Here is a 25,188-nt window from a genome sequence, read left to right as displayed (position 1 = left end):
GGGCAGGAGCATGACAGACTTGACGAACACAGACCGCCACACCGGGCTCGACGCCCTCATGAACCGCCCGCTGATCACGTCGATCTGGCGCCGCCGCACCCACCGGGTCAGCCGCGGAAGCTCCGTCGAAGCCGGCTCGATGAGCTGGTCCTCCACCGAGGCACGGGCACCGCTGACGGAGCTCGAGGAAGCGGTCCTCATCTCCATGACGGGGTGCACCGGCCTCACCATGCCGGACCGCCCCTTCGCCGATCCCCGCAACGGCAAGCCGATCATGGCCAAGCCGAACCTCAACATGGCCGGACGGACCGCGGGCAGCCCCGACAACGCCCAGGGCACCCACTTCTTCCTGATCAACGACACCGGCACCTACTTCCTGCGCAAGCTGCCTCCCCCCGCCGACGGCTCGCAGGCGACGTTCGACGCGGAGACCCTGTGCTCACGCGCCGCCGAGGCGAAGGTGCAGCTGCTCGACCACCGCATCGACGTGCCGGACGGGAAGCGCGACTTCCCCGCCTACCTCGACTCCAACCGGTTCCTCTCGAACCTGCCGGGCACCACCGTCCTGTTCCCGGTGGTGGACCTGTCGCGGCAGTACATCAACGGGATGATGTACCTGCTCACCCAGCCCGAGGGCGCACGACCGGCCATCGTCGACGACAGGAACCTCTACCGTTCGGCGGGCGTGAGCAAGTGGGTCAAGTCGGGGTTCCTGAACAAGGACATCAAACTCCCGCTGGGCGCGATCTGGGCGATGCGCACGCAGATCGAGGCCGACCTGCTGCTGCAGAACATCATGCTCACCGCCGACGCCATGGGGCTCGGGGCATGGATCCATGCCTCGCTCGCCCCGCCGATCATGCTGGGCGACCCGAAGTTCCGTCCCACGTACGGTCCGATGCTCGGCTTCGACTGGACCACGCCCCGGTGGCGGCCGGCCGACCTCCTGCGCTGGCAGGTGCCGCTGCCGCGCTACTCCACGCTGCGGGCGACCACCGTCGGCCTGCGCCACAACGGGGAGCACCTGATCAAGGCGATGTGCCCGCCGAACTACGCCACCATGAACGACGCCGTCGACGCCGTCGTGGCGGACAAGTTCGGCCCGCAGGGCATCTACGCCGACGAGGGCTTGTTCGAGCGCATCTACCGGGGCGAGTTCGGCTCCCAGTACCTGCGCGAGGCCAGCAACTACTCGGCCGATGTCATCGCCTGCACGCGCGACATCTGCACGTACATCTACGAGACCCACGGGCGGTTCCCCGCACACTGCGACACGATCCACGTCCCGGGGGTCTGGCTGCAGGCCCACCACGTCGAGACCGCCTACTACGAACGGTTCTTCCGCGACGGCCTGACCGAGGCCCACCAGCTGCACGATCGGCAATGGCACGGCTGAGTTCCTTGATCCAACCCCTTCGAGCCTGTGTATATTAGGCATCTGCCTAGAAGTCCTAGGCAAAAAAGGGGGGGTCATGGCAGCGCGCGCAGGCCTGACGACCGACCGCATCACCCGGGCCGCAGCCGAGCTCGCCGACGAGGCCGGCTTCGACAACCTCACCGTGTCGGCGCTCGCGCGCCACTTCGGGGTGAAGGACGCGAGCCTCTACTCGCACATCAAGAACGTCCAGGACCTGCGGGTGCGGGTGGCCATCCTCGCGACGGCCGAGCTGACCGACCGCATCGGCGCTGCGGTCGCGGGCCGCTCCGGGAAGGACGCACTCGCCGCGTTCGCCCACGCCTACCGTGAGTTCGCGCTGCAGCACCCCGGACGCTATGCGGCCACGCAGATCCAGCTCGAGCCCGGCCAGGTCGCCGACTCCCCCGGCCACCTGCGCAGCATCGACCTGACATACGGAATGCTGCGCGGCTACGACCTCACAGAACCCGACCTGACCGACGCGGTCCGGCTGCTGCGCAGCACCTTCCACGGCTACAGCAGCCTGGAGGCCACCGGCGGCTTCGGGCATTCCCGGGACGTCGCCGCCTCCTGGAACCGGACCATCGACGCCCTGGACGTGCTGCTCGTGCACTGGCCGGCGATGAACGAAGAGGAAACCACCTGATGAAATCGGCCATGCTGCAGGTCCCCGGAGCGAGCCTCTACCACGAGGTGCGCGGCAGCGGACCGGTACTGCTCATGCTCCCGGGCGGCGGCGGGGACGCCGCCGTCTTCGACGGGGTCGCCGGCACGCTCGCCGCGCACTACAGGGTCGTCACCATCGACCCGCGCGGCTACTCCCGCAGTCGGCTCGACGTCCCAGGCCCCGTGGACCAGCGGGTCGAGGTGCAGAGCGAGGACGCCTACCGCCTGCTCGAACACCTCACCCCGGCCGGCGAGGACGCGTACGTCTTCGGCAGCAGCTCGGGCGCGATCGTCGCCCTCGACCTTCTGGCCCGCCACCCTGAGCGGCTGCGCCTGGTCGTAGCGGACCAGCCGCCATGTGCCGCGTTGCTGCCGGACCCCGTGGAGCGGGGGTTCTTCGAGGAGGTGTACGAGGTGTTCCGGGCCGACGGCCTTGCGGCCGCGGCACGGCACTTCGTGGCCGGCATCGGCGGCACCCTGAAGCCGATGCCGGACCCGGCCGGACTGCCACCGCGCGCGGCCGAGATGATCGGCCGGCTGAACGCGAACTTCCCGGTCTTCATGGAGCACGAGCTGCGGCAGTTCACGTCCTACGTGCCTGACGAGGCCGCGCTCGCCGCCGTCTACGATCGGCTGGTGCTGGCCGCGGGACTCGAAACCCGCAGGCATCTGCCGTACCGTCCGGCCGCGGCGCTCGCGGACCGGCTCGGCGGCAAGGTGACCGAATTGCCGGGCGGGCACAGCGGCTACACCGACGCCCCGGAGGAGTTCGGACAGCGGCTGCTGGAGGTGCTGAGCAGCCGGTAGGGCGGCTCGCCCGTCGGCGACCCAAGCAGCAACTCCCCCGCCACATCGTGCCCTTGGCGCATTCCTTATCATCTGTTCGACTCCCGGACGGCCGATCCGTCGGCGCGTGCAACGGGAGGGATCACAATGAAAGGCAACGGGGATTTGAGTTTCAAAGCCAGATATCGCATACCTCTGATCGGGGCCTGCGCCGTCGCAGTCGTCGTGGGCGGACTGCAGATGTCTTCCACAGCCTTCGGCACCGAGGACACCGGCCCCGAGCCGGTGGCCGCAGAAACGGCAGCGCCCCCCGCGGTGGAGGACGCGCCCGACGCTCACACCGAAGACGCCGATTCCGTCGTCTCCGCCGGCGACAACACCGTCTTCAGCAACGGTGTCATGAGGCTCGACGCGGGCCGCGCGGCCGCGCCGGCGCGGGTGGCCGCGGCCGCTCCCCCGCAGGGTGAGGGGTGGAAGCTCTCCGGCGCGACGAAGTGGCTGGCGACCGGCTACACGATCAAGTTCTACGACCAGAAGTCCGCCGACTGGCTGGCCCCTTACGCCAAGGCGTCGGCGGCGGACCTCCAGCGCATCACGAACCTGCCCGTCACCGTCGACACCAGGCCCGTGGGCTGGGACTACGCCCGCCCGAAGGGCGAGGTCGTCATCGGGGTGCTGCACCGGCCCTGTCTACCGCCGGCGGGCGAGGGCAGCATGGGCAGCACCGGATGGAAGGTGGTCCACGACGGATCCGGCAGCGCGAATCTGAGCTGCGGCTTCACCAGCTCCTCCGTGGCGGAGACGGTGACCAGCGGTCACGCCTACATCGACGACGAGTTCTTCACCACGGCCGGCAAGCCCACCGCGTCCATGGGCGAGACCTATATGCGCAGCCACATCAGCCATGAGATCGGCCACACGCTGGGCCTGACCCACGCGAACCGCAGCCTGACCAAGGGCGACTGCGTCAAGGGCACCGATTCCGGCGAGTTCCCCGTCATGTGCACGCCTGCGTACGCGTACCAGGACAAGCGGGCGGGGACGTACGTCCAGCAGTTCGACGTACAGGGGCTCCGCCGTCTCGCAGCCGGCGCCGGTGCCGCGTTGTCCCCCCAGGGCAAGGTGGTCGGTCTGGCCGGCAAGTGCCTGGACGTCAAGGGAGGCAAGGCGGCCAACGGCACCCAGATCCAGGTCTACACGTGCAACAACAGCGCGGCGCAGTCCTGGATCCTGGGCAAGGACGGCACGTTCCGCGCCTTCGGCAAGTGCCTCGACAACGCGCGCAACGCGAGCACCAACGGCAACAAGATCTCCCTCTACGACTGCAACGGGACGCCGGCCCAGCGCTGGTCGGTCAACGCCAAGGGCCAGATCGTGCACACCGCGTCGGGCAAGGTCCTGGACGTCACCGGCGGCGCGACCGCCAACAGCACCCCGGTCCAGCTGTACACGGCCAACACCAACAAGCGGCAGGTCTGGGTGACTCCCAAGTAGCGCATCCGCAAGCCTGATCGTCCCCCGGGGTCCTGGTGCAGTCCGTGAGGCACCGCACCAGGACCCCGGCTGGCCACCGGTCAGTCGGCCTGACCGAGCTCGTACGAGAGGTGGCGCGGAGCCAGTGAGCGCAGGAACGCGTGCGCGTCGAAGATCTCCCCGGGCGCGACCACCCCGACCGTCCCGGCCTGTCCCGCGAGGATGCGGCTGACCGCTTCCACGACGAGAGGCGCGCTGACGGCGTAGATGTCCTGTCCGCGGGCCACCGCACGGCGCCGGGTGCCGCCCGCGCGGACGACGACGTCGACGAGGAAGGTCTGCGCCGACCGCCCTCGCTCGTCGACCGGCTTCGGAGGTTCGGCGTCCGGGGCCAGTACGTCCTTGACGGCCTCGAGCGTCATGCAGGTGTGGATGTCCGGGGCGGACAGGTGATGGGCAATGGTCACGCTGTCCGTGGTGGTGAACTCACCGATCACGGGCCGGTCCCCGACCGGAGCGGGAAACGTCCACCGGCCCGTGGGTGCCTCGTCGGTACGCAGCTCCAGGCGGCCCTTCGCATAGACGAGCCGCCGGCCCTCGCGCCGGCTCCGGGAGACCTGGCTGGACCCGCGCGTCCCGGCCGTGGGCTGCCAGCTGCTGAGGGCGAACGCGAGGTGCACCTCGTCGGCCGCCGGGGCGTCGCCCAGCGCGGCGGTGGCGAGCAGGTCGCCGAGGCCCCCGTAGAACGCCATCGCGGGCACGACCACGATGCCGGCGTCACGGGCCCGGTCCGCGAAGTGCGCGAACGTATCGGCGACCGCCTCCACCTCCCCCGCGACGTCCAGGTAGGCGATCCGTGCGCGCAGCGCCGCCTCGATGACCGGTGCGGCCGTCACGGCGAACGGACCGGCGCAGTTGATCACGGCTGCCGCGCCGTCCAGTGCTCGGTCGAGCGAGGCCGCATCGTCGGCCGAGGCCGGCCGGACATCGAGTCCGGGAAAGTCGTCGGCCAGTGCCCGGAGCTTGTCGGGGTCGCGGCCGGACAGGATCGGGGTGAGCCCCCGCTCCAGCAGTTCGGACACGACGAAGCGTCCGGTGTGCCCGTAGGCGCCGAACACCGTTACCGCCGCCGCTCGACTCGTTCCCATGAGGTTCCCCCGTCTCGTGCGCGAATGATCACCGGATGCCATCGTGCCTCCGGCAACCGGCGGCCGGGAGTGGCAGCAACGCCACGCCCCGTACACTTTCGGACATGAGCCTTGTCGCACTGGCCGTCACACCCGGGGTACCGCACTTCGAACTCGCCGCTGCCTGCGACGTGTTCGGTGTCGACCGGTCGGATCTCGTGGATCCCTGGTACGAGTTCACGGTGTGCGCCCCGGGCACCGTGCCCGTCGGCGACCGCTTCCGGCTCGAGCCCGACGCGGGACTCGACCGGCTCGTGCATGCGGACACCGTGATCGTCCCGGCGTGCGCCGATCTGGACGCGGACCCGCCCGCCGAACTGGTCGATGCCGTGCGCGCGGCACACGAGGCGGGTGCCCGGGTGGCCTCGCTGTGCACGGGCGCGTTCGTACTGGCCGCCGCGGGTCTGCTGGACGGGCGCCGCGCGACCACGCACTGGCTGCACGCCGGGGCGCTGGCCGAGAGATACCCCGAGGTGGAGGTCGATCCGGACGTGCTCTACGTCGACCACGGCACCGTGCTGACCTCGGCCGGCAAGGCCGCCGCGATGGACCTGTGCCTGCATCTGGTCCGCCTCGACCACGGCTCGGCCGTCGCCAACGAGGTCGCGCGCCGCCTCGTCGTCCCGCCCCATCGGGCCGGGGGCCAGGCCCAGTTCGTCACCACCCCGCTGCCCGAACGCCGCGACCACCCCCTCGGCGCACTGCTGGCGTGGGCGATGGAACGCCTCGACCAGCCGCTCACCGTGGAGGACCTGGCGCGCCGGGCGAATATGAGCTCACGCCACCTGGCCCGGGTCTTCACGGACGTCACCGGCACCACTCCCCTTCGCTGGCTGCTGACGCAACGCATCCACCGCGCCCAGGGACTCCTCGAAACCACCGACGACACCATCGGCGCGATCGCCGCAGCCACGGGCATGGGTACGGACGCCACCCTGCGGCGCCACTTCAACCGCACGGTCGGCGTGCCCCCGGACACCTACCGACGCACCTTCCGCAGCGCTCGCCCCGACAGGGCCGGCTGACCGTACCGAGTCACCCCCGGGGCAGAGCCTTCATCAGGTCTTTGTGCAGGTCTTGGGCGAGTTGCGCGTCGGGGGGCGGCTTGTCGCCCTGGAGCCGGGCCAGTTCGGCGGTGAACGTCTGGCTGAAGGCGCCGTAGAGCGGGGTGCGCGGCCGCTGGACGGCGTTCTCCAGCGCGGGCAGCAGGGTGCCGCGCGCGTACCCGGGGCGGCCGTTCGCATCGCGTGGCATGTGGTCGGTGCGTTCGCTCGTCGGGGCTGCGGTGGCCTGGCCGGGTGGCTTCGCCACCTTGCAGGGCAGTTTGTCGTCCACGTACGCGGAGATCCTGGTGGCCGCGAACCCCGCGTCGAGCAGGCAGCGTTCGTTCTCCCTGTTGGTGAGGAACTCGACGAGCTGCGTGGCGGCGATGCTCCGCTGCGACCCCGTGGCCACGGCCAGGTTCTGGCCGCCCAGCACCGCCCGGCCGGGCAACGGGGCCACGCCGAGCTTGTCTTCGGGCAGGGACTGGTGGAGCGTGCGGTAGGCGTACGGCCAGTGGCGGAGGAAGCCGGTCCGGCCGGCCGCGAAGTCGGTGAGCGTGTCCGCCTCGTCGGACTGCGCGGCGGCCGGCAGGGTGTAGGCCGCCTCGGTGCGGTTGCGCAGCTCGTCCAGCCCCGCCTTCAGTTCGTCCACGGAACCGGCGTAGCGGCCCTCCTTGTCGGTGAGGGTGAATCCGTCGGAGGCCGAAGCGGAGGCGAAGGCCTCGATGCCGTTGACGGTGAGTCCTTCGTACGACGCGTCGAGCTGCGAGGTCCAGCCCTTCTCGTAGGCCTCGGGCAGTCTCTTGCGCGCCGCGTCGAGGGCGCGGATCAGCTGCTGTACGACGGGCCAGCCGCCGGTGCCCTTGCTCAGGTCGGTCTCCGTGACGCCCGCGCTCCGCAGGTAGTCGCGGCGGTAGAACAGCAGCCCGACGTCACTGTTGAAGGGGACCGCATAGAGCTTGTCCCCCCAGCGGGCGGTGGCGGCGACGGACTTGATGACGTCGGAGTCGACCAGCTTTTCGGGGAGCTGCTGGACAAGACCCGCAGCGGCGAACTCCGGCACCCAGGTCACGTCGAGGTTGACCACGTCGTACTCGGCGCTGCCGGACTGCAGGGCGCCGAGCAGCTGGCTGCGCTGCTGGTCCGCCGAGCCGGGCAGCTCGACCAGGCGGGCCCGGTGGCCGGAGCCCTTGCCCTGCTGCTCCTTGTTCCACTCATCGATCAGTTGCTGCCGGATGCCGCCCTTGCCGGTCACATCGCGGCCGCTGGCCAGCACGATGTCGCCGGGCTGGTCGGCGGCGGCCGTGGCGCCGCTCTGCCCGCCGCCGGTTCCAGCGGCTCCGCCGGCGTCGCACCCTGCGGCGAGCAGCACGGCGAGGAGCAGTGCGGACGCGGCGCGCCCTGAGGGCCCGTGCCTCATCCTTGATCCCCCGTTCCGGTCCTCGCGACCTCGTCGCGCAGCCGCGCGACGAGATCGCTCTTGGTGTCCAGGCAGCGGCCGCCGCTCGCCTCGGAGACGTCCGCGTCCGGTTTGCCCTTGTCGCAGCCGGCGCTGTCCAGGGAGGCCATGACCACCGGGATCCTCCGCTCCGCCCGCACGGACTGGAGCAGAGCGCCGAGCCGGCCGCCCTCGGCCAGCCGGTTGTTGTCCTCGTCGTCCGTGATGTAGACGATCAGCTGCGGACCACGGCCGTCGCGCTGCCTCATGTAGTCCAGGGCCGCGACCAGCGCCTTGTCGGGATCGGCTTCCAGGTCCTTGACCTGGGCGTTGGCGGCGATGGCGCCCTGTGCCTCCGCACGCCGGTGCGTGCCGAACGACAGTACTTCGCTGTATGCGCGGGAGTTGCTCGGCTCGGTGGCAACCGCCCAGACGCCGTACTCGTCCTGCCCGCCGAGCCCGGCAAGGGACTGGGAGATGATGCCGGGGGCGCCGCCGGGGCCCTCCCAGAGGCTGCCCATGGACCCGGACGAGTCGAGCAGGAAGAGCACCCGGCCCGGCCCGTTGGCCTCCCGGTAGCCCTTCAGCGCCGCAGTCATCGCGGCCGGCAGGGCGGGGCCGGTGAGCGGGCCGGGGTCTTCCAGGGCCCCGAAGTTGCTGAAGACGACACCTTTGCCGGCGGACGGTTCGGTGCCGTTGCCAAGGGGCCGGCGAGCACCCGATGCACTGCGGAAGCCGTCATCGCCGAATACGGCGAGTCCGCCTCGGACAGCGGACGCCGAGGTCTTCGCTTCGTTCTTCGCGGCCGCCCCCTTGCCGGTCAGCCACGCGTGGAAGCGCTCCGCGGCGTTGTCCCGCGCGTCCTTGTCCCGTTCAGGTCCCAGCCAGCGCACTCGCACGAACGTCGGGCTGAGGCCCGGAACGTCGACGGGGTACTCGGCCATCCGGCGGACCCGGATCGTACTGTCGCAGCCCACTCCGGTTCTGAGCAGGAACTCCGGTATCAGCGCGGTGGTTCGCTTGTCCGCGTTGTCGTCGTCGGGCAGGGTGCACAGGAGGTCCCCGCCGGTGCGCGCGGGCGGTCCCGGCTGGGCCACGCCCTGTTCGGCGGCGGCCGGATTCTGCGCTCCTGCGCCGTAGAGGCCAACGGTCGCGAGCAAGGCGGCGTCGGTGTTCTCCGGGTCCGTACGCCGTATTTCGGACGTCGGCTGGCGCTTCCTGAGCGCGTCGGTCAAAGCCGCGAGCGCGCCCACCCGCTCGGCGACCGGCTCCGCCGCCGGGTCCTGCGGTACGGCGAGTACGACCGGCGAGTACGCGAAGGGCTCGGGATCTGCCTCCAGCGCGACATAGGTCCGCTCGCTGGACGCAGTGCGGGCCCGGTCGACGCTCGCGGACGAGCCCGGGATCCAGATGTCCGGCTGCGGGCCGATGTCGCGCTGCGGGTTGGTGTCGTCGGCCACCGGCCGCTGCCACGGGTCGGACTGCCGGTTGAACGCGGCGGCCGCCGCAGCGGCTCCGGCGCTGTAGACGGTGATGCCGGCGCGCCTGCACCCGCCGTCCGACGTGTTCTCCGCCGACGTCAGGTACGCCTCCGCGGCCTTGCGGACGGTGGGCTCGAGGTCGGGGTCGGTGAGCAGCCGGAGTTCGAGCGGCGGCTTGCAGGGGGCGCCGTCCCCTCCGTCGAGTGCGGCGATGCCGGTGGCGACGAGTCCGACGATCACCGCGGGCACGCCGATGGCTGCCGCGAGTCTGCGGCCGGTGAGGGGACGGAGCCTGCCGAGCCTGTCTGGTCTTCGGCCGGGGCCGGGGCCAGGGCCGGAGCCGGGGCCGGAGCCAGGCGGTTGCGGCGAAGTCGGCCCGCCGCCGGACCCGCCCGGGGCCGAGTCGAGTTCCTGCCACGGCGACGCGTCCGGCGAGCGGACGGGAGCGGCTGCGAGCAGCACGTCGGCGCCCGAGGCGGCCGCGCGGCTCTGCGGCTCCCACTTCTCGGCGGGCTCGCGCAGCGTCTCGTGGTGCTCGAACATGTGGGCCCACAGCTTTTGGGCCAGTTCGGCGAAGCCGACTTCGCCGCCCTGCCCGGAAAGGCCCTCGCGCAGGAAGCTCACGAGTTGGGCGGTGTACGGCGTCGGCGAGCTACCGTCGCCCGCGTCGATGCGGTTGTTGGCCTGGACGCTCATCAGCAGCGAGGTCCGCTGCCGCTGGGCGGTGCCGAGCGCGTTCCATGCCGCCGAGGCGTTACCCGCGTAGCAGCAGTCGAGGATGACGACCACCTGCTCCGCCCGGGCGCGGGACAGCACGGTGAGAACGCCCTTCCAGGGCGTGGCTCCGCGGAACACGGACTCGTCGCCCGGGACGATCGTCGCCCTCCGCATCAGCAGCCAGAGCTCGTCCCCCGTACTGGGCACGGCGCCGTGGCCGGAGAAGTAGAGCAGGAGCAGCCCCTCGGCCGCGTCGACCGCGGCGTCCAGCTGCTGGTCGAACTCGTCCACGGTGTGCGGTCGGGTGACGGTGATCCCGCCCTCGGCGAACACACCGCCCTCGCGGAGCGCCTGTTCCAGTCCGGCGAGGTTGTGCTCGACCGCACCGAGGTCACCCGACACTCCGAAGGGGTGCTCGGGCTGCTTGAAGTCGTACTCGGGGACTCCGACGAGCAGCGCCCGGTTCACTTTCCCTCGCGGGTCGAAGCGCGCCACCGGACTACCTCCCGTCGCTCTCCGGCGCGACCTCGACCTCCGGGGGTTCGCCGCGTTCCACGGATCGGCGGTTCTCCCGCCACGCGCGGACCCCGCTCTTCACCTGCTCGAACACTTCGTCGAATAATTTGGAGGCGGCTGCTCCGATCAGCACCAGCGTGATCTCCATCCCGGTTCCCATCGGGCTGCCGGGCCCGTCCTCCGTCCCGGCGCGCACGTGGATCTCCAGCACGCCGTCGTTCCTGTGCCTTTCGAGCTTCTGCTCCCGCTCGAGCCACGCCTTCAGCGCCCCGATGTCGCTCTCGCTCGCACCCTGTGTCAGGCGCACGCGGATAGCCTTATTCGCCATAGCCTCCCCCTCAGCCACAACTCAGCATCATGACATGCGAGTTGTACAGAGGGGCACCCTTTGGTCACGAACGGGATCACGCCACGGCGCCGGCGCCTTCAGCCGCCCGTCGCCGCCCGATAAGGGCGGAAGAACTCACGCAGTTCCGCTGCGTAGAGCTCGGGCTCCTCGAACGGTGCGAAGTGCCCGCCGCGTGCGGGCTCGGTCACGCGCACCAGGTTCGTCGTACGCTCCAGCCATGCGCGCGGTGGGCGGACGACGTCGCCGTGGAAGAGCGAGAAGCCGGACGGCACCTCGACCCGGCGGGCGTGCTGCGCGGGCGGGATCGCGGCGTTCGCCCGGTACATGCGCATCGACGAGCCGATCGTCCCCGTCAGCCAGTAGAGCGTGACGTTCGTGAGGATCTCGTCCTTCGTGAAGCTCTGCTCGATGTCGCCGTCGCAGTCGCTCCACGCCCGGAGCTTCTCGACGATCCACGCGGCGAGCCCGGCCGGCGAGTCCGTGAGCCCGAACGCGGCGGTCTGCGGCTTCGTACGCTGCAATGCGGCGTACGCGCCTTCGGTCGCGCCCCAGGCTGCGGCGCCCTCGAGCCAGGCACGCTCCTCGGGCGCGAGGTCCGCCGGGTCGCCGGTGAAGAGGGGCAGCCCCGCGTCGGTGCGGTGGACGGCCACGACCCGGTCGGGGTGGTCGAGCGCGAGGTAGCGGCTCACGTGGCTGCCCATGTCCCCGCCGGCCGCGCCGAACCGCGCGTAGCCGAGCACGCCCATGAGCTCGGCCCACAGGCCGGCGACGGCGATGGAGTCGAGGGGCGGGCCGGTGGGGCGGTCGGAGTACCCGTAGCCCGGCATGTCGGGCACGACCACGTCGAACGCGTCGGCGGGATCGGCGCCGTGGGCGCCCGGGTCGGTGAGGAGCGGGATGACCTTCGCGTAGCGCCAGAACGAGTCCGGCCAGCCGTGGCTGAGTACGAGCGGCAGCACGGGGCCGGCCGGCGCGGTGGCCCGGACGTGCACGAAGTGGATCCCGAGGCCGCCGAGCGGGACGCGGAAGTGGGGGAAGCGGGCCAGCGCCGCCTCCTGCACCGGCCAGTCGAACCCGTCCGCCCAGTAGGCGACGAGCTCGCGCAGGTAGCGGAGGTCGGTTCCGAACGACCAGCCGACGTCCTCGGGCGCATCAGGCCAGCGCGTCGCGCGCAGTCGCGCGCGGAGGTCCTCGAGCGCCGCGGGGGCGGTCTTCGGGGTGAACGGCTCGGGGCGGGGAGCGACGTCCGGCATGCAGTGCATCCTAGTGCCGCACCGAACGAGCCGCCCCCGACGCGGCGTCGGGGGCGGCTCGTTCGGCACAGCAGGTCAATCGGCCGATCGGCGGGCCGGTCAGCCGGTCAGTCGGTGCCGGACTCCATCGCGGCGCGGTCCAGCAGCTCGTCCTCGGCAGAGACCTCGCCGCGGGAGGCGATGGCCTCGGCGCCGCCCTCGGGCATGGCCCCGATCAGCCCGGTCGCCGCCGCCTGCGCGGCGCCGACCAGCTCGGGGTGGGCGGTGCCGACGATGCCGAGGCCGGCGTACTGCTCGAGCCTGGCGCGCGAGTCGGCGATGTCGAGGTTGCGCATGGTGAGCTGGCCGATCCGGTCCACCGGGCCGAACGCCGAGTCCTCGGTGCGCTCCATCGACAGCTTGTCCGGGTGGTAGCTGAAGGCGGGGCCGGTGGTGTTCAGGATCGAGTAGTCCTCACCGCGCCGCAGCCGCAACGTCACCTCGCCGGTGACCGCCGAGCCGACCCAGCGCTGCAGCGACTCGCGGACCATCAGGGCCTGCGGGTCCAGCCAGCGGCCCTCGTACATCAGCCGGCCGAGGCGCCGTCCCTCGTTGTGGTAGTGGGCGAGGGTGTCCTCGTTGTGGATCGCGTTGACGAGGCGCTCGTACGCTGCGTGCAGGAGCGCCATGCCGGGCGCCTCGTAGATGCCGCGGCTCTTCGCCTCGATGATCCGGTTCTCGATCTGGTCGGACATGCCCATGCCGTGGCGGCCGCCGATGGCGTTGGCCTCCATCACCAGGTCGACCGGGGAGTGGAACTCCTTGCCGTTGATCGTCACCGGGCGGCCCTGGTCGAAGCCGATCGTCACGTCCTCGGCGGCGATCTCGACCGACGGGTCCCAGAACCGCACGCCCATGATCGGCTGCACGGTCTCCACGCCGGTGTCGAGGTGCTCCAGCGTCTTGGCCTCGTGGGTGGCGCCCCAGATGTTGGCGTCGGTCGAGTACGCCTTCTCGGCGCTGTCGCGGTACGGCAGCCCGTGGGCGACCAGCCACTCCGACATCTCCTTGCGGCCGCCGAGCTCGTGGACGAAGTCCGCGTCGAGCCACGGCTTGTAGATGCGCAGGTGGGGATTGGCGAGCAGGCCGTAGCGGTAGAACCGCTCGATGTCGTTGCCCTTGAACGTCGAGCCGTCGCCCCAGATCTGGACGTCGTCCTCGAGCATCGCCCGGACCAGCAGGGTGCCGGTGACGGCGCGGCCGAGCGGCGTGGTGTTGAAGTAGGCGCGGCCGCCCGAGCGGATGTGGAACGCGCCGCACGCGAGCGCGGCCAGGCCCTCCTCCACCAGCGCCGCCCGGCAGTCGACCAGGCGCGCGATCTCGGCACCGTAGGCCTTCGCACGGCCGGGCACCGACGCGATGTCGGGCTCGTCGTACTGGCCGATGTCGGCCGTGTAGGTGCACGGGACGGCACCCTTGTCGCGCATCCACGCGACCGCGACGGAAGTGTCGAGGCCGCCCGAGAAGGCGATGCCGACGCGCTCGCCGGCGGGAAGGGAGGTGAGAACCTTAGACATGGGAAGAGTATGCACTTAAACGCATGTCTATGCAAACGCGCCCCGGTCCTCCGCCCGCCGATCGGCCATCCGGCCCGGGTAACCGGCTCCTTCGTGCGGGTGCACTCCCGCTCCACCGGAGCGGCGCAGGCCATGCGGCGGGCGGGCCGGGAGCATGATCGCCGCGAGATCGCGAGCACGGCGGAGCCCGGACGGCCACCGCGTACTGCTCCCGTACGAGGAGAGGAACTGCACGATGGCGGGACGCCGGGATGTTCTGCGGTGGGGAGCCGGGGCGGCGGCGGTCGCCCTGGCCGGCGGTCTGACCGGCGCGCACGGTGCCGCAGCCGCTGCCGTCACGCATGTGCCGCGCCGGCCGGGCGGCGTCGCCGGCGGGTCCCCACCGGAGTCAGGGGCCTGGCGGCAGCTGCGCCGTAGCCTCAGCCCGGCGGCCGGTCTGTACCAGCCGGGCAGTGAAGGCTTCGGCCTTCGGCCTGCTGGCGGCGCCGGACAACCTGCGCTACGCCCATGTGCTCCCGGCGGGCATCGTGGCCTGCGCGACGGCGGGCGACGTACAGGCGGCGGTCCGCTGGGCGGGGGCGCACGGCGTACCCCTCGCGCCGCGCTCGGGCGGCCACAACTACGCCGGGTACTCCACCACCCGGGGCCTGCTCATCAGCCTGCGCCGGATGAACGGCGTGGGCGTCCGCGGCACCCGGCTGCTGCTGGGCGGAGGCGCCACCAACTCGGACGTGTACGCGGCCAGGTCGGCGAACCTGTACTTCCCCGGTGGCCGGTGCGGCGGTGTGGGCGTTGCCGGACTGGCTCTGGGAGGCGGTCTCGGCTTCAACGACCGCAAGTGGGGCATGACCTGCGACCGGCTGGCGGAGACCCGCGTGGTGCTGGCCGACGGCACCCTGGTGCGCGCCGCGGACGACGAGAACGCGGACCTGTACTGGGCCTGCCGCGGCGGAGCCGGCGGCAACTTCGGCATCAACACCGGCTTCGTCTTCGATGCCACCGACGTCGGTGACCGGATCGCCACGGTCTTCGACCTCTCCTTCGGTCTGGAGGCCGGGGTCAGGCTGGTCGCGGCGGTGCAGGAGATCCTCGCCGACGACGACGCGGGCGACTTCGACGTGCGCATCGGCTTCAAGAACGCCGGCGACGGACAGGCCGCCTCCGTCGTCCTGCTGGGCCAGTTGCTGGGCGACGAGACGATGCTGCGAAGGATCTTCGCCCCGGTACTGGCACTGCTGCCCACGCGTGAGTTCATCGAGCAGCGCCGGTTCTGGGCGGCGCAGGACTACCTGCTGGAAAAGCCCGGGGCGCCGGACGACTACGCGTCCAAATCCCTCGTGCCGGACCGGTGGCTCAGCCCGGGGACGGTCGAGTCGGTGGTCGAGTGGGTGCGCGACTGGCAGCCGGGCGCGCCCGGCAACGCCGGCTACGTCACCCTCTTCGCGATGGGTGGCGCCAGCGGCCTCCCGGAGCCGGGCGAGACCGCCTACCCGCACCGCGGCGCCACGTTCGTCGTCGACATCGGCACCCACTGGAAGCCGGACACCACACACGACGGCGTCCGGCAGCAGCTGGCCCGGACCCGCGCCCTGCACCGTACGCTCTCCCGCGACCTGGAGACCCGCGCCGCGTACGTCAACTTCCCCGACCCGGACCTGCGCGACTGGCAGTCGGCGTACTACGGCGACAACTACGCCCGCCTGCTCCAGGTCAAACGCCGGTACGACCCCAGCGGGCTGTTCCAGTACGCCCAGGCGATCGGTACGTAGCCGGCCGGCGCGAGGCGGCCCGCTCGCCGCGCGGTGCTCAGGCGGTGTGCTCGGAGGGATGCTGCCTGAGCATGACGCGTACGAGGCACCGCCGGCGGGCGGGGTCGGCGTGGTCCTCGTAGAACGTACGGCCGTGCAGGACGCGCCGGTCGTCGATCACGAGGCAGTCGCCGTCCTCGAGCAGCGCGGTGACGCGGAGCTCCGGACGGGCCAGCACGCGGCCCAGGGCGTCAAGGGCGGCGCGCCTGTCGGGCGGAAGAGGTTCCCCGGCCAGGTCCGCGCCGGTCTCGAGCCGCTTGACGTTGCACCGGACCCGGATCCGGCCGTCCGCCTGCTCGAACACCGGCGCCCACACCACGGGAGACTCCCCCGGGGGCGTGACATGACGACGGTCGAAGGCGAACGGGGTGCTGAGCCGGTCCAGCAGATCGGGGAACTCCGCGCGGACCAAGCGGTAGAGCGTCCAGCCGTCCGCCAGCACCGACGCGCCGCCCTGCCGGGCCCTGCGGTGGGTGAAGAGGGCGATGACGTCGGGTTCCTGGCCGAAGGGCCGCACGGCCCGGTCGTTGTGAAGGTGCAGGTAGCCGCGCGACTTCGACGTGTAGGCGTCCTCGTGGAACCGGCGGTCGTCGGTGTGCGCCGACACGCCCTCGTCCCTGACCAGCCACCCGAGGGCCGTGTCCGCGCCCCGGCCCTGCGGGAGCGGCTCCCCGGGGTGCCGGAGCATCGAAACGCCGAACTCCTGGGCTTGTCCCGTGCTCATCGTGGCGAGGGGCGTGCCCGTGACCAGGGCGAAGCCGGGGCCGTCGAGCAGCGCGTCCCACACCCGGCGGGCGAGCGCCTCGTGGTCGCACACGTAGGGGAGACGGAAGTCCCGGGAGGAGGCGAAGCTCTCGCGCACCCAGCCGTCCATGACACCTCGGGACATGAGCACCATCCTCCTGCCGGCCGCGCCAACTCCCGCGCGGAGCTTAGGAGTCGGGGACAATCGCCGGGAGGACCGCCTGCCGCGCGCAGCGTTGCCGGAGACGGGGGAGGAACGCGGGAACGGAGGATCGGATGCGCAGGCGCCTGGGCCACGACGGCCCGCTCGTATCGGCGATGGGCCTGGGCTGCGGAGCAGTAGCGTGGTGGCCGACAGGTACGGTTTGGCCATGGATCTTTCCACGAGCGCTACCGATGAGAACTCCACGCAGTCGGCGGTCATCAAGGCCACCGCGCGCCAACTGCTGGTGAAACCGGGCGCCGCAGGGCTGTCCCTGGATGCCGTTGCCGAGGGCAGCGGTCTTGCCGTCGGCGACGTGGCAGGCGTGTTCCCGCATCGGGACGACCTGCTGACCGCACTGGTCATCGACGCCTACAACGACTCCGCCGCCGCGATGGAGCAGGCCGACCAGGCCGCAGGCGCCGCCGGTGCGACGGCCGGCGCGCGTCTCCTCGCGGTGACCCGCGCACTGCGGAAGTGGTCCTTCGACCACTCCGCCGAATTCACGCTGATCTACGGCTCCCCCGTCCCGGGTTACCACGCCCCGCAGGACACCGTCCCGGCCGCCTCGCGCACCCCCGCCGTGCTGGCCGGCATCGTACGTTCCGCGCTGGCGGCCGGTGAACTCACCCCGCCCCGGCGGACGGTGCCCGGGCCCCCGCTGCTCCGGCCGGAGGCCGTGGAGCTTTTCGGCGGTGTGCCCGAGGCCCCGTTCTCTGACCTCATCGAGCGCGGCATCGTGCTGTGGAGCAATCTGATCGGGCTGCTGGTGTTCCAGGTCTTCAGCCGCACCCACGACAGCGTCCGGGACGAGTCCGCGTACTTCGACTTCGCCATCGCCGTGGCAGCCGAAGGCATAGGCCTGACGGTCCCTCTGGAGGAGAACACCCCCGCCAACTAGCTAGGCCGCGTCAGGCAACGTTCGCCCCGTCGCACGCGTTGTCCTGCGCCGTCCCGGACGTCACCGGGTGCCGGAAGTCTGCACACTGGCCGCGGCGTCCGCCGGGGTACGCGGCCGGTAGCGGGACACCGCCACGCCGGCCAGGCACAGCACCCCACCGAGCAGGGTCAGCCAGGCGGGGACCTCGCCCAGGAGGGCCCAGCTCAGCAGTACGACGATGGCCGGGACGGCATAGGTCGTCGCGCCCAGCTTCCCGGCGGGCATGCGCGCCAGGGCGTAGGTCCACGTGGTGAAGGCGAGGGCGGTCGGCACGACGCCCAGGTAGACCATGTTGAGGGTCGCGGACACCGGCGCCCTCGGCAGTTCCGCGACCAGCTGCCCCGCGAACGGCAGGCAGGCCACGGTTCCGGTCAGGCAGCTGTAGGCGGTGATCTGCAGGGGCGTCCCGAAGGACAGCGCGGGCTTCTGCGCGATGACGCCGCTGGCGTAGGCCACCGCCGCGAGCAGGCACAGAACGACCCCGAGCACCGAGGTCGAGCCGTCGCCGCCGGACGACATGGACAGGCCGACGACCACCGCCCCGACGAAGGAGACGGCCATGCCGGCCAGCAGCCGCGGCGGCAGCGCCTCGCCGAGCAGGCGGGCCGCGAGCAGGGCCATGAGGATGGGCCCGGTGTTCACGAGCAGGGCGGCCGTACCCGCGTCGACCAGCCTTTCGCCCCAGTTCAGCGCGACCGTGTAGCCGCAGAACCACACCAGTCCGGAGATCAGGATTCCGCGCCGGGCTCCGCGCGGCGGCAGGCCTTGGCGGCGGATCAGGAGCAGGGCGGCGAGCACCAGCGAGGCGGCCAGCAGCCTGCCGAGGGCCAGGGCCCCGGGTGAGTACGCGTCGCCCGCGCTGCGGATGGACACGAAGGCCGACGCCCAGGCGAACACGGTGAACGAGACGGCGGCGATCGTGAGGACGGCGGGCGGAATCGAGCGCAGGTGGAACGTCATGAGCCCCACCCTACGAGCACAACACTTCGGCGTCCACCGAAATATTGCGCGGAACGTTTCGGTTCAGCTCCAGGCCTCCGGGCCGATCCCCAGCAGGTCGCCGAAGGCCCGTTCCCCGGCCTCGGTCACCTCCAGCCCCCGCCCGCCGGCCTCCGGCCGCACCACCCACTCCTCGCCGAGCGCCCGCGCGCACAGCCTCGCCCCGGCCAGGCCTCCCAGGTGGCGGCGCCGCTCGGTCCAGTCCAGGCAGGAACTCGCCAGCGGTCTGCGCCCCTCGCGGACGAGGCTGACGCCGGCCCCGGCACACCACTCGTGCCCGGCCTCCGTCAGCTCGAAGACCCCTTCCGTACGGAGCAGCCCGCGCCGTTCCATGGCGTCGGTCACCGCCATCCCGAGCCGCCCGGCGAAATGGTCGTAGCACGTGCGGGCGCGGGCGAGCGGGTCAGGCGCAGCCACGACCGGCACCGCGTGCGCCGCATCCCGGTCCGGGATCGCGTACGAGGCCAGCTCGTCGACGAGACGGGCCGTCGCGGCGTCGGCGATCCGCACGTAGCTGTGGCGGCCCTGCCGCTCGGTGACGCAGATGCCCGCATCGAGCAGGCGTGTCAGATGGCCGCTCACGGTCGACGGCGCGACCGCGGTGATCCGGGCCAGCTCACCCGCGGTCCAGGCACGTCCCTCGAGCAGCGTCATACAGATGGCGGCGCGGGTTTCGTCGGCCAAGGCTGCGGCGAAGGCGGCCAGGCGCGCCGCGGGGGCGACACCGTCCGCCGGCGTCCCGGCATGCAAGGCATTCATGCTCCCAGGATGCCCCAAGCATTCGGTGAACAGCGAATGATCAGGCGTTGATCCGCTCCAGCAGTCGGACCGTGACGGGGTCGCCCTCCTCCTTTCCGATCGCCCTGCGGGTCTCGGCGGTCACCGGCAGCTTGTGCCTGCCGTCGCCCAGGGCCATGAAGGAGCTCCGGAACGGGTGCCCGTCGATCGTCCCGCGGACCTTGACCAGGCCTCGCGTGCCGAAGAACTCGGCCGACCCGGGCCAGATGACATAGGTCCAGCCGCCCTTCTCCGGGCTCTTCTGCAGGGTGGCGGTGAACTGATGGTCCATGGCGGATCGCCTCCGGCGTCACGGGGAGGGCGCTGATGCCTCCTGTCCCCGGTAGACAGCGGCGGGCGCCGGAACTCATCGCGGATGCCCGTGATCCTTTCGCCGGTCGTGCGTTCGGCCCCCGGCCCCTACGATCCGGCGGCCGAGGCGGCAGCCGACTGACGGCGGGCCGGACGCTTCGACTAGGGTCGGCGGGACAGCGCACGACGATCAACCATCGACCACGAGGAGCAGCCGTGAGCCGGCCGGCGTCCACCGTTCTGCAGCAGGAGATCGCCCGGGAACTCCAGGTGCCGGAGACTTTCGACGCACACGGGGAGATCGAGCGCCGGGTGGCCTTCCTGGCGGAGCGGCTCACCTCCACCGGCCTGCGCTCCCTGGTGCTCGGGATCAGCGGCGGCGTGGACTCCACCACGGCCGGACGGCTCTGCCAGCTCGCCGTGGAGCGGGCCCGGGAGAGCGGCCACGACGCGACGTTCTACGCGATGCGGCTGCCGTACGGGGTCCAGGCCGACGAGCAGGACGCGCAGCTCGCCCTCGGCTTCATCAAGGCGGACCGGGTGCTGACGGTGGACGTCAAGCCCGCCAGCGACGCCGCGCTGGAGGCCGCCGTCGCCGGTGGCACCGTCTTCCGGGACGCCCACCACCAGGACTTCGTGCAGGGCAACATCAAGGCCCGCCAGCGCATGATCGCCCAGTACGCGGTGGCCGGCGCCCACGACGGCCTGGTCGTCGGCAGCGACCACGCGGCGGAGGCCGTCTCCGGCTTCTTCACCAAGTTCGGCGACGGCGCGGCCGACCTGGTCCCCCTGACCGGCCTGACCAAGCGCCGGGTACGCGCCGTGGCCGACGTCCTGGGAGCCCCCGTAGAGCTGGTCTGGAAGACCCCCACGGCGGACCTGGAGACCCTGGACCCGGGCAAGGCCGACGAGGACGCCCTCGGTGTCACGTACGACGACATCGACGACTTCCTGGAGGGCAAGCCGGTCGACGAGCGCGCCTTCGACACGATCGTCGGCCGCTACCGCCAGACCGAGCACAAGCGCCAGCTCCCGATCGCGCCGTAACGAAACGCCTGGCCGGGACAGAGGGGGCAGCTGTGCCGCGAAGGGTCTGGCGCTGGGTGGTGGCGGGCTGGGTCGCCGTCGTACTGACCGGCGGCGCGTACACGCTGTACCTCGACGACGCGACGAGCCCCACGCAGGGGCCGAAGCGGTGGGAACGCGCCCCGTCACCGAGTGACGCGCCGGTCCCCTGCCCCACCACCCAGAGCGGCGAGGTGGCTCCCACCGCGGCCTCGTGCAGCTACTGGCAACGGAGCTAAGCGGCCTCGGGGCGAACGTCGCCTGACGCGGCACTAGGGAAGGCGGAGGTCGCGCGCTGGGGTACGGCGCTCCTACGATGGTGGGAGCACCTCGGGGGCTCGGGGACCGTCGTCCGATCGACCCTGGGCAAGGTGACCGATCATGGGCAGGTACCGCCCGCTCCGAGGGCGCCGGACCCACCGGACGGCCGTACCCGCCGCGGTGGTGGTTCTCCTGGCCTCCCTGTGTGCGGGCACCGGCCCCGACCGGCCGGCCGCCGGCTCCGTACGCGAGAACTTCGATCCCGCCACCGTGCAGAAGCTGGACGCGGCGATCGCGAAGATTATGAAGCAGACGGCCATGCCGGGCCTCAACATCGGCCTGTGGATACCCGGCCGCGGCGTGTACGCGAAGTCCTTCGGCGTCGCGGACAAGAAGACCGGCACGCCCATGAAGTCCGACCTCTACTCGAGGATCGGCAGCGTCACCAAGACCTTTACCGTCACCGGCGTCCTCCAGCTCGTCGACCAGGGCAAGGTCGGACTCGACGACCCCATCTCCCGGTACGTCTCCGGCGTCCCCGGTGGGGACGCCGTCACCCTGCGCCAGCTGGCCGAAATGCGCAGCGGCCTCTTCGACTACACCAAGGACGAGAAGTGGCTGACGAAGCTGCGCGCCGACCCGCACCGCACGTACACCCGGCGGCAGCTCCTGGACGTCGCCTTCCGCCATCCCCCGAACTTCAAGCCCGGCGCCAAGTGGGAGTACAGCAACACCAACACCATCCTGCTCGGGATGCTGGTCGAGAAGGTCAGCGGGCAGAGCCTCGGGGACTACCTCCGGGATCACGTGACAGCGCCGCTGAAGCTGAACGACACCTCGCTGCCCACCGACAGCGCCATGCCCGACCCGCACGCCCACGGGTACACCGACTTCACGCCGAAGGGCACCGTCGCCGACGCCACCAACTGGAATCCCTCCTGGGCCTGGGCCGCCGGCGCAATGATCTCCGACCTCGACGACCTTCACACCTGGGCGCCGGCGCTGGCCGACGGCCGGCTGCTGACCAAGAAGACGCAGGCCGAACGGCTCCGGACGCTCCCGGTCGGGGTCGTCCCCGGCGCCTCGTACGGCCTCGGCATCCTGAACTTCAACGGCTGGCTCGGCCACAACGGGGAGCTGCCCGGCTACGAGACCATCGCCGTCCAGCTGCCCGCCGAGAAGGCCACCCTGGTCGTGCTCGTCAACAGCGACATGGACTACCAGGGCAAGAACCTGTCCAGCATGATCGGGAACGCGGTCACCTCCATCGTGACCCCCGACCATCTCTGGCCCGCGCCGGTGACCGCCCCGCCGAAGTAGTCCCCGGACGGCCTGGGCATGCTCACTCGCCCGCCGCCCTCGCGGCGCGCACCGTGGCGGAGTTGCGCATCGTGACGGCGTAGAGGGAGGCGGCCACGACCATGCCGACGGGCAGGGAGAGGTCCACACCGCCCAGGAGGCTCGCGATCGGGCCCGTGTAGAGGGTGTTGCCGGAGAGGGCGGCCGTCGCGACGCCCGCGCAGTGCGCGAGGGCGCCCGCCCAGTTGACCCCGCCGGTGTACCAGAACGGGCTCCGAGGAGTCTCGTCGCAGAGTGCGAGGCCGTCGTAGCGGCCCCGGCGCAGCACGATGTCCGTGGCGTAGACGGCCATGAGGGGGCCGATCAGGACGACGATCAGCTGGAGGGCGTTGCTGACGGTGTCGAGGAGGCCGGACGCCAGCGGCCCGTACAGCGTCAGGGCGACCGCGACGGAGTGCGTAACCCTGCGCCGGATCGCCCATGAGCTGGCGGTGAGACCGGGCCTGATCAGCCATTACTTCCCCACGGTGGAGGATCTGGTGGCGGAGGCGTTCGGCAGTGCGGTCGGCGCCGAACCGGACGTCCTGCTGCCGGCCGCGCTGCCCGCGGGCAGCTCCCCCAGGCGGCGCGGCATCTGGCCCGGTACTTTGCACGCGACCGCCCTGGAGGCCCTCCGCGCCATCACGGTGAACGCCGCCTACGCGGCGGCGGAGGAGCACGAGGCCGGCCGGCTCACCGTCGGCCGGCGCGCGATCTCACCGTCCTCGCCGACAACCCGCTCACCACCCCTGCCATCGACCTCCCCGAGTTCCCGGTCCTGTTCACCGTCCTCGACGGCCGCCCCACCCACCGCGACCCGGGTGTGTGAGGCATCCCGCAGGGCCGTCGTCCCTCCGCTACGGGACCTCGCGCGGGGGGCGGGCGCGTGCCCGTGTGACCATGGCCCCTTTGGCACATCCGCACCTCATGGGGGGACCATGCGCACCCGTACCACCACCGTCTCGACCGGCATCGCCGCCACACTCGCGGCGTTGCTCGTCCTGGCCGGCTGCACCTCGCCCGGTGGGAGCCCGAAGGAGAAGCCGAGCAGCGCGGTCGCCACCGCTCCTGCTCCCGCCGCGCCGGGCAACGGTTCCGGCTACGAGGGGCCCCGGCCCCAGGACCAGAACCTCCTGGCCTGGACCGGCGACCCCAACGATGCCGGGCACGTCACCGCCCAGTCCGCCGCCGGGGTAGGCGGACGGGTCACCCTCGTACGGATCGTGCTGCGCGAGCAGATCACCTGGTCCAACATCTGGCTGGGGCTGGCCGGCATCGATCCGAGCGCCCAGCTCTCCCAGTCCTACCTCGGTGTCTACGACGCCACCGGGGCGCTGCGCGCGTCCACCGCGGACATCTCGCCGCAGCTGATGACCGACGCGATCGCCAAGCCTCTGCCGCTGGCCAAGCCGTTCACCGCCGCCCCCGGTACGTACTTCGTCGCCCTCCTCCTCAACGGCAACTGGGCCGCCAACGCCCTCACCCTCAAATCCACGGGCGCCGGGATCTCGGTCAACGCAGGCCTGACCCCGCCGAACCTCCGCTACAGCACGGTCCTGACCGGCCAGACCTCCCTGCCGGCCACGCTGAATCTCGCCGAGCAGTCCACGAGCACGATCAACACCGGCTGGGCCAGCCAGTGGTACGGAGTTTCCTGAACCTCGCCTTCATCGGCCAGTACGCGGAGGTCCCCGACGACGTGGTGTTCACCGTCGAGTACTCCGTACGCACCGCCTGGACCGGTGGTGGCCACCCTGCTCGGCCTCGACAGGCAGCCACCACCGGTCCACAAGGGGCAGCACAGCACCGCCCCGAGGTCCTCGTCGAGGCCCTCGAGACACTCCACCGGCGGTGACCCGCTCTTTGCCCGGCCCCGGCTCTCCGGGACCGGGCCGGAGGGCCGACGGACGGCGCCCCCCGCCGCAGCGGGTGCGGGGTACGCCCGGATGGGGGAAGCTGGGGACGGGTGCAGCACCTACGGCAGACGGATGACCCGAGGAGGTCCCGTGGACGTTTCAGGAGACGGCGGGCTCGCTGCTGCACGCCGAGCCCGGGTGCGGACGGCCACGCTGCTGTGCGCGGCTGCGGCCCTCGTGGTGGGCGCCGTGCCCGCCTCCGCGCAGACCCGGGCCGCCCCGGAACCGGATCCCGAACCGGTCGTGGTCGTGGACTGCTTCTCCGAGGCCCAGGTACGCCCCGAGGAGTACCTGCTGGCCTGCGGCGATGGAAACAACCGCCTCGTCCGGCTGAACTGGGACACCTGGGGTCCGCGGAAGGCGACGGCCACCGGCACCGACATGGTGAACGACTGCAAGCCCTATTGCGCGGCCGGCCGTTTTCACGCGTACCCGGTCACGGTGACCCTGAGCAAGCCGGAACCCTGGCCCGGACACCCCGACATCCAGCGCTTCACGACCATCCGGCTCTTCTACCCCCACACCGCGCCGTCCCCCGCCCCCAAGGACGTCACGTACAAGCTCGTGTACTGAACGGGCAGCGGTGCAGCGAGCCGTGCCACGGCAACCGGCGGGACGCTATCCGCCGAGGCGGGCACTGATCAGGTAGTCGGCCTCCTCTAACAGCCGTGCCCGCCGCTCCTCTTCCTGGGCACGCTCGAGCTCTCCCCGCAGCGCCAGTTCGGTGCGCAGGACCGTCGCCCGCGGTACGGGGATCCGCTGACCGGGTTTCTCGGTGAACGGCTGCAGCTCCTCAGCCGACACCTGGGCGTCCTCCGACGAGCCGCGACGGAGCGAAAGGAACACCCGGGCCAGCCAGTCGGCCGGGATCTGGACCATGAGATCAGTCATATCCGGGAAACGACAGGCCGCCCCCGCCGTGACTCCCCCTCCCCCGGCCGGCT

23 protein-coding genes and 3 pseudogenes are annotated in these 25,188 nt (G+C 71.6%); 14 read left to right on the top strand and 12 right to left on the bottom strand.

Annotated elements, in window-relative coordinates; translation table 11 throughout:
• Positions 1–19 precede the first annotated feature (19 nt).
• The 4 genes from AB0M76_RS28495 to AB0M76_RS28480 all read left to right on the top strand — a co-directional run bounded on the left by AB0M76_RS28495 (position 20) and on the right by AB0M76_RS28480 (position 4,363).
• The gene (locus AB0M76_RS28495; RefSeq protein WP_365955582.1) at positions 20–1,396 is read left to right on the top strand and encodes a hypothetical protein; all 1,377 of its coding nucleotides are present in this window, start codon (positions 20–22) and stop codon (positions 1,394–1,396) included.
• Positions 1,397–1,472: 76 nt separating this feature from the next.
• Positions 1,473–2,063: a TetR/AcrR family transcriptional regulator gene (locus AB0M76_RS28490; RefSeq protein WP_365955581.1), complete on the top strand. Its 591-nt coding sequence runs from the start codon at positions 1,473–1,475 to the stop codon at positions 2,061–2,063.
• Positions 2,063–2,890, top strand: coding sequence for an alpha/beta hydrolase (locus AB0M76_RS28485; protein ID WP_365955580.1), 828 nt, complete (start codon positions 2,063–2,065; stop codon positions 2,888–2,890). The genes AB0M76_RS28490 and AB0M76_RS28485 overlap by 1 nt, the downstream gene beginning before the upstream one ends.
• Positions 2,891–3,109: 219 nt before the next feature.
• Positions 3,110–4,363: a ricin-type beta-trefoil lectin domain protein gene (locus AB0M76_RS28480; RefSeq protein ID WP_365955579.1), complete on the top strand. Its 1,254-nt coding sequence runs from the start codon at positions 3,110–3,112 to the stop codon at positions 4,361–4,363.
• An 80-nt stretch (positions 4,364–4,443) separates the two neighbouring features.
• Here the strand turns inward: AB0M76_RS28480 and AB0M76_RS28475 are convergent, their stop codons facing one another.
• Complete coding sequence (locus AB0M76_RS28475) at positions 4,444–5,490, bottom strand: saccharopine dehydrogenase NADP-binding domain-containing protein (protein WP_365955578.1); 1,047 nt, start codon at positions 5,488–5,490, stop codon at positions 4,444–4,446.
• Between the two features lie 104 nt (positions 5,491–5,594).
• Here AB0M76_RS28475 and AB0M76_RS28470 point away from each other — a divergent pair, with 104 nt between their 5' ends.
• The gene (locus AB0M76_RS28470) at positions 5,595–6,554 is read left to right on the top strand and encodes a helix-turn-helix domain-containing protein (protein WP_365955577.1); all 960 of its coding nucleotides are present in this window, start codon (positions 5,595–5,597) and stop codon (positions 6,552–6,554) included.
• Between the two features lie 10 nt (positions 6,555–6,564).
• On the opposite strand, the gene AB0M76_RS28465 is transcribed toward AB0M76_RS28470, so the two are convergent.
• The 5 genes from AB0M76_RS28465 to argG all read right to left on the bottom strand — a co-directional run bounded on the left by AB0M76_RS28465 (position 6,565) and on the right by argG (position 13,882).
• Positions 6,565–7,992, bottom strand: coding sequence for an extracellular solute-binding protein (locus AB0M76_RS28465; protein ID WP_365955576.1), 1,428 nt, complete (start codon positions 7,990–7,992; stop codon positions 6,565–6,567).
• Positions 7,989–10,703, bottom strand: coding sequence for a substrate-binding domain-containing protein (locus AB0M76_RS28460; RefSeq protein ID WP_365955575.1), 2,715 nt, complete (start codon positions 10,701–10,703; stop codon positions 7,989–7,991). Before AB0M76_RS28460 ends, AB0M76_RS28465 begins: the two co-directional genes overlap by 4 nt.
• A 4-nt stretch (positions 10,704–10,707) precedes the next feature.
• Complete coding sequence (locus AB0M76_RS28455; RefSeq protein ID WP_365955574.1) at positions 10,708–11,031, bottom strand: hypothetical protein; 324 nt, start codon at positions 11,029–11,031, stop codon at positions 10,708–10,710.
• A 119-nt stretch (positions 11,032–11,150) separates the two neighbouring features.
• The gene (locus AB0M76_RS28450; protein WP_365955573.1) at positions 11,151–12,326 is read right to left on the bottom strand and encodes an epoxide hydrolase; all 1,176 of its coding nucleotides are present in this window, start codon (positions 12,324–12,326) and stop codon (positions 11,151–11,153) included.
• A gap of 107 nt (positions 12,327–12,433) precedes the next feature.
• Entirely contained in the window at positions 12,434–13,882 is a 1,449-nt protein-coding gene (argG, locus tag AB0M76_RS28445; protein WP_365955572.1) for an argininosuccinate synthase, read from the bottom strand.
• Between the two features lie 452 nt (positions 13,883–14,334).
• On the opposite strand from argG, the gene AB0M76_RS28440 reads away from it, so the two are divergent.
• A complete protein-coding gene (locus tag AB0M76_RS28440) occupies positions 14,335–15,651 on the top strand; it encodes an FAD-binding oxidoreductase (protein WP_365955571.1) in 1,317 nt (438 codons plus the stop codon).
• A gap of 37 nt (positions 15,652–15,688) precedes the next feature.
• On the opposite strand, the gene AB0M76_RS28435 is transcribed toward AB0M76_RS28440, so the two are convergent.
• Positions 15,689–16,579: a TauD/TfdA family dioxygenase gene (locus AB0M76_RS28435; RefSeq protein ID WP_365955570.1), complete on the bottom strand. Its 891-nt coding sequence runs from the start codon at positions 16,577–16,579 to the stop codon at positions 15,689–15,691.
• Between the two features lie 226 nt (positions 16,580–16,805).
• Between AB0M76_RS28435 and AB0M76_RS28430 the strand changes: the two genes are divergently transcribed.
• A complete protein-coding gene (locus AB0M76_RS28430; RefSeq protein WP_365955569.1) occupies positions 16,806–17,537 on the top strand; it encodes a WHG domain-containing protein in 732 nt (243 codons plus the stop codon).
• Positions 17,538–17,597: 60 nt separating this feature from the next.
• On the opposite strand, the gene AB0M76_RS28425 is transcribed toward AB0M76_RS28430, so the two are convergent.
• The 3 genes from AB0M76_RS28425 to AB0M76_RS28415 all read right to left on the bottom strand — a co-directional run bounded on the left by AB0M76_RS28425 (position 17,598) and on the right by AB0M76_RS28415 (position 19,644).
• The gene (locus tag AB0M76_RS28425; protein ID WP_365955568.1) at positions 17,598–18,536 is read right to left on the bottom strand and encodes a DMT family transporter; all 939 of its coding nucleotides are present in this window, start codon (positions 18,534–18,536) and stop codon (positions 17,598–17,600) included.
• 63 nt (positions 18,537–18,599) lie between these two features.
• Entirely contained in the window at positions 18,600–19,334 is a 735-nt protein-coding gene (locus AB0M76_RS28420) for a winged helix-turn-helix domain-containing protein (protein ID WP_365955567.1), read from the bottom strand.
• 40 nt (positions 19,335–19,374) lie between these two features.
• Positions 19,375–19,644 (bottom strand): DUF1905 domain-containing protein, encoded by a 270-nt coding sequence (locus AB0M76_RS28415; protein ID WP_365955566.1) that lies wholly within the window; start codon positions 19,642–19,644, stop codon positions 19,375–19,377.
• A gap of 236 nt (positions 19,645–19,880) precedes the next feature.
• On the opposite strand from AB0M76_RS28415, the gene nadE reads away from it, so the two are divergent.
• From nadE to AB0M76_RS28400, 3 genes are all read left to right on the top strand, one after another.
• Positions 19,881–20,711 (top strand): ammonia-dependent NAD(+) synthetase, encoded by an 831-nt coding sequence (gene nadE, locus AB0M76_RS28410; protein WP_365955565.1) that lies wholly within the window; start codon positions 19,881–19,883, stop codon positions 20,709–20,711.
• A 32-nt stretch (positions 20,712–20,743) separates the two neighbouring features.
• Positions 20,744–20,968 carry a hypothetical protein gene (locus AB0M76_RS28405; RefSeq protein ID WP_365955564.1) on the top strand — a complete coding sequence of 75 codons (225 nt, stop codon included), beginning with the start codon at positions 20,744–20,746 and terminating at the stop codon, positions 20,966–20,968.
• A 142-nt stretch (positions 20,969–21,110) separates the two neighbouring features.
• The gene (locus AB0M76_RS28400) at positions 21,111–22,310 is read left to right on the top strand and encodes a serine hydrolase domain-containing protein (RefSeq protein WP_365955563.1); all 1,200 of its coding nucleotides are present in this window, start codon (positions 21,111–21,113) and stop codon (positions 22,308–22,310) included.
• Between the two features lie 22 nt (positions 22,311–22,332).
• Here the strand turns inward: AB0M76_RS28400 and AB0M76_RS28395 are convergent.
• Positions 22,333–22,737 (bottom strand): annotated as a pseudogene (locus AB0M76_RS28395) (cytosine permease); the annotation flags it as partial.
• 4 nt (positions 22,738–22,741) lie between these two features.
• Here AB0M76_RS28395 and AB0M76_RS28390 point away from each other — a divergent pair.
• The 4 genes and pseudogenes from AB0M76_RS28390 to AB0M76_RS28375 form a co-directional block, all read left to right on the top strand.
• Positions 22,742–22,885 (top strand): annotated as a pseudogene (locus AB0M76_RS28390) (TetR family transcriptional regulator); the annotation flags it as partial.
• A 381-nt stretch (positions 22,886–23,266) separates the two neighbouring features.
• Positions 23,267–23,986, top strand: coding sequence for a hypothetical protein (locus tag AB0M76_RS28385; RefSeq protein WP_365955625.1), 720 nt, complete (start codon positions 23,267–23,269; stop codon positions 23,984–23,986).
• Positions 23,983–24,183, top strand: a pseudogene (locus tag AB0M76_RS28380) (oleate hydratase); the annotation flags it as partial. The gene AB0M76_RS28385 and the pseudogene AB0M76_RS28380, both read left to right, overlap by 4 nt.
• A 151-nt stretch (positions 24,184–24,334) precedes the next feature.
• Positions 24,335–24,817 (top strand): hypothetical protein, encoded by a 483-nt coding sequence (locus AB0M76_RS28375; RefSeq protein ID WP_365955562.1) that lies wholly within the window; start codon positions 24,335–24,337, stop codon positions 24,815–24,817.
• Between the two features lie 45 nt (positions 24,818–24,862).
• On the opposite strand, the gene AB0M76_RS28370 is transcribed toward AB0M76_RS28375, so the two are convergent.
• Positions 24,863–25,123, bottom strand: a complete 261-nt coding sequence (locus tag AB0M76_RS28370; RefSeq protein ID WP_365955561.1) for a hypothetical protein — start codon at positions 25,121–25,123, stop codon at positions 24,863–24,865.
• Between the last annotated feature and the right edge of the window lie 65 nt (positions 25,124–25,188).

Origin of the sequence: Streptomyces sp. NPDC051364 (genome assembly GCF_040682115.1) — a bacterium.
Taxonomy (GTDB): domain Bacteria; phylum Actinomycetota; class Actinomycetes; order Streptomycetales; family Streptomycetaceae; genus Streptomyces.
Note: the sequence above shows the minus strand (reverse complement) of the source record. Positions and strands in the feature narration are given on the sequence as shown.